This window comes from Bartonella sp. AP88XZML (assembly GCF_042195565.1).
Classification (GTDB): domain Bacteria; phylum Pseudomonadota; class Alphaproteobacteria; order Rhizobiales; family Rhizobiaceae; genus Bartonella.
Genome location: NZ_JBHIOQ010000100.1, coordinates 1 through 4,397, shown reverse-complemented (window position 1 = coordinate 4,397; position 4,397 = coordinate 1). Strand labels below are relative to the sequence as shown.

The 4,397-nt window shown below is 38.0% G+C and carries 1 protein-coding gene; it reads left to right on the top strand.

Annotated elements, in window-relative coordinates:
• Positions 1–57: 57 nt before the first annotated feature.
• Positions 58–4,397, top strand: a 4,340-nt coding sequence (locus ACFIK2_RS09025; RefSeq protein ID WP_375677205.1) for a DEAD/DEAH box helicase, incomplete at its 3' end; no start/stop codon positions are given.

Here is a 4,397-nt window from a genome sequence, read left to right as displayed (position 1 = left end):
TTGATTCTTTTGAAGAGAATTAATCAATAGAATATATTGTCATGGAGTTTATTCTTTATGCTTCGCCCTCATCATTCTGATCATGAACATGTCTCTTTACGCTCTCTGTTAGAATATTATCGTCAACGAGCAAAATCACCCCGTGAATTGGGAACATTGTTTGAAAACCTTGTAAAAGCTTATTTATCTGAAGATCCTTTACAAAAGCAAGAATACGAAAAGGTTCAAACTTATTTGGAATGGGCGCAAGAGCGTAATGAAGATGGAACTGATATTGGCATTGATCTGATCGCTACAATCCGTGATGAAAGTGGCTATGCTGCCATTCAATGTAAATGCTATGATGCTTCTCACATCATTAAAAAAGAAGATATTGATAGTTTTATAGCAGCTTCTGGCAAAAAGATCTTCACCCGTCGTATTCTGGTTGATAGCACCGAAACAGATTGGAGTGATAATGTCGAACTGACTTGTGAAGGACAAGAGGTTCGTATTCAACGCATAAACCTTTTTGATTTGGAAAGCAGTCAAATCAATTGGGGGGCATATAAAGAACAAGGACAAGCCGTCCTTAAAGAGAAACCCCAAAAAAAGCTTTTAGATCATCAAAAAGAAGCCCTTGAGAAAGTCTGTGAAGGGTTAAAAGAAGCCGACCGTGGCAAGCTGATTATGGCATGTGGAACGGGCAAGACGTTCACAAGCCTTAAGATAGCAGAGACCATAGCAGGAAAAGGCAAGCGTGTGTTGTTTCTGGTGCCTTCCCTTGCTTTGATGTCACAAACAATCCGTGAATGGACCCTTGATACAGAAATCCCCTTGCGTTCCTTTGCGGTATGTTCAGATACACAAGTGGGAAAGCGTCGTAAAAAACAAAATGATGATGAGGCGGCTCTTGATGCCTCTGATCTTGCCTTGCCTGCTACAACGGATGCACAAGAGCTTGCACGTAAAGCCAATAAAACCTCTCTTGATGTGATGACGGTGGTCTTTTCGACTTACCATTCCATTCAAGTGATTTCGGATGCACAAAAAGACCATGATTTACCCGAATTTGATTTAATCATTTGCGATGAAGCACATAGAACAACGGGTGTTGTTTTGGGAACAGACGACAATGAATCTGATTTTATCAAGGTTCATGATAACAGCATCATTCGGGGTAAAAAACGTCTGTATATGACAGCAACGCCCAAGATCTTTGCTGATAGTGCTAAAAAACAAGCCCATGAAATGAATGGCATTTTAGCGTCTATGGATGATGAAGAACTCTATGGAAAAAATCTTTACACCTATACATTCTCAAAAGCCGTTAAGAATGAACTCTTAGTTCCTTATAAGATTATTATCTTGGGTGTTAATGAAGAGGAAGTGAGTGAATCCATTCAACATCTGATGACCGATGAGAATTATGAACTTACTCTTGATGATAAAACCAAGATCATAGGCTGTTATCAAGCCCTTGCCAAAATAGATCTAAAGGTTGATTTGAGTGATGATCCTAACCCTATGCGACGGGCTTTGGCTTTTTGTAGAGACATTAAAACTTCTGAACGTATCCGTGATACATTCAATTCTCCAGAAATACAGAAAGAATTGTCTGATCTTCATAAGCTTTATAAAGAGACACCGCCTCTTCAGTGTACCTTTGCGCATATTGATGGAACACAAAGTGCCAAGAAACGCAATGAAGCCCTTGATTGGTTAAAGGAAGATGCGGGGGAGCATGTCTGCCGTGTGCTCACCAATGTAAGATGTCTTTCTGAGGGTGTTGATGTTCCTGCTCTTGATGCGATCATGTTTTTACACCCGCGCAAAAGCCAAGTGGATGTGATACAGGCGGTGGGGCGTATTATGCGTCGTGCAAAGGGCAAGAAGAGAGGCTACATCATTCTACCCGTTGGGGTTCCTGCTGGGATTTCTGCTGAAGAGGCTTTAAAATACAACAAGAGATACAGTGTTGTTTGGCAAGTGATCAATGCTTTGCTTTCCCATGATGAAAACTTTGAAGTAACCCTTAACCAGATGATTTTAGATCAAGACGTAAGTCATACTTTAGAGATTGCCGCCTTAAAGAGCATGACAGCGGTTGAGGATAAAATCTATGTTTATGAGAAACCAGAAAGCGCGGGGCTTGAGATTGGAAAAGCAGCCTATGAACCACAACGCTATATTCATAGTGTTACAGGAAGATTACCCTTTTATAAAGAGTTTCCCAATGCCCTTAAAACCCTTTTGGCTAAGAAATTTACCCTTGCCGATTACTGGGGCATATGGGCTGGCAATGTTGCTGAAATTGCTCAAAACCATATCAATCGTCTTAAAGATATACTTTCTGATGAAAACAGTAAAGCTTTTCATGCTTTTGAGAGTTTTTATAAAGAACTCAAAAACAACTTAAACAGTGATATCAAACAAGAGGAAGCGCTTGAGATGTTAGGACAACATCTTGTGACGCGTCCCGTGTTTGAAGCCTTGTTTGATGGCAATGAATTTGTTCAAAACAATGCTATCTCACAAGCAATGGAAAATATTTTAGCTGAGTTAGATAAAACCAATATTGAAGAGGTATCTCAAGAATTACAAGAGTTTTATGACAGCGTAAAATTCCGTGCTTCTGGAATTACCTCCCCCCAAGCAAGACAAAACCTTATTATCAAGCTATATGAAGACTTTTTTACCAAGGCATTTAAGAAAACCACGGATAGGCTTGGGATTGTTTATACGCCCGTTGAGGTTGTGGATTTTATCATTCATTCTGTTGATGATGTGTTGCGTAATGAGTTTGGAAAAAGCTTGGGGTCACGGGGTGTGTCTATTCTTGACCCTTTTACAGGTACTGGTACCTTTATCACACGGCTTTTACAATCAGATCTCATCAAACCAGAGGATATGGAATATAAATTCCGTCATGATATCCATGCCAATGAGATTGTTTTGCTTGCCTATTACATAGCAGCCATTAACATTGAATCAACTTATCATAGTCTTATGAAAGGTGAGTATATCCCTTTCAAACATATTGGTTTAGCTGATACGTTTCGGATGCTTGAAAAGAAAGACTTGCTACAAAAATTATTTAAAGAAAACAGTGAATATTTAGAGCATCAGAAAAACCTCGATATCAAAGTTATCTTTGGTAACCCTCCTTATTCGGTAGGACAAAAAAACGAAAATGATAATGCAAAGAATACTTCTTATCCGATTTTAGATAATCGTATTCGTGAAACCTATGCTGCTCATTCAAAAGCAAATAATATTAATAGACTTTATGACAGTTATATCCGTGCCATTCGCTGGGCTAGTGACCGTATTGATAATGCTGGGGTAATCGGCTTTGTTTCTGGTTCTGGTTATATAGATAAATCAACAATGGACGGTTTACGAAAATCTTTAACCAAAGAATTTACGAGTATTTATGTGCTCAATTTACGGGGCGATATTCGCAAAAATATGATGAATAAAAATAATTCTCAAGAAGGTGAAAATGTTTTTGGCAATGGTAGCATGACTGGTATTGCTGTAACGCTATTCATTAAAAATCCCAATGCTTTTGGAGATTGTAAAATTTACTATCATGACATTGGTAATAATCTCACGATAAAAGATAAGCTTACAGCTCTTGAGTATTTTGGTAGTATTGGTGGCATCACTAATAAATCAAGCTGGCGAATAATTACACCAGACGAGCATGGCGATTGGATAAATCAACGTGATAACAGTTTTGCTACGTTTCTAACCTTGGGTGATAAGAAGGGTAATCATAAGAAGAAGGAAAATAGTAAAAAGCTTTTTGAGATTTATTCTTGTGGTTTAAAAACTAATCGTGACGTTTGGACATATAATTCAAGTCGTGAATGTTTAGTGACGAACATGAGTAATATGATTACTTTCTATAATAGCGAAGTAGAACGTTTTAATCATGCTTATACAGATACTGACTGTAAAAAATGTGCAAAGGCTGTAAATGATTTCGTTAATACAGATGAGAAAAAAATCAGTTGGAGCCGTGCTCTTAAACAAGAGTTAGCAAAAAGAAAGATTTTTGAACTTGAAAACGCATGTCTCACGCAAAGTTTGTATCGTCCTTTTACAAAGCAATGGCTCTATTATAATCGCACTTTTAATGAAATGATCTATCAAATGCCGCGTATATTCCCAATGGAACAAGCGGTTGAAAATAAAGCAATACAAATTACAGGTATAGGAGTAAATGGTTTTTCTACCCTAATGATTAAAGATTTACCTGATGTTAATGCGATGGCTGCTAGTCAATGCTTTCCACGCTATATTTACGAAGATACTCCGGTTTCAAAAAATAAAAGTGAGAAACAATCCCATTTATTTACAGAAGACAGCCAAACAACTGGTTTACAGAGGCGTGATGCCATTACCGATGA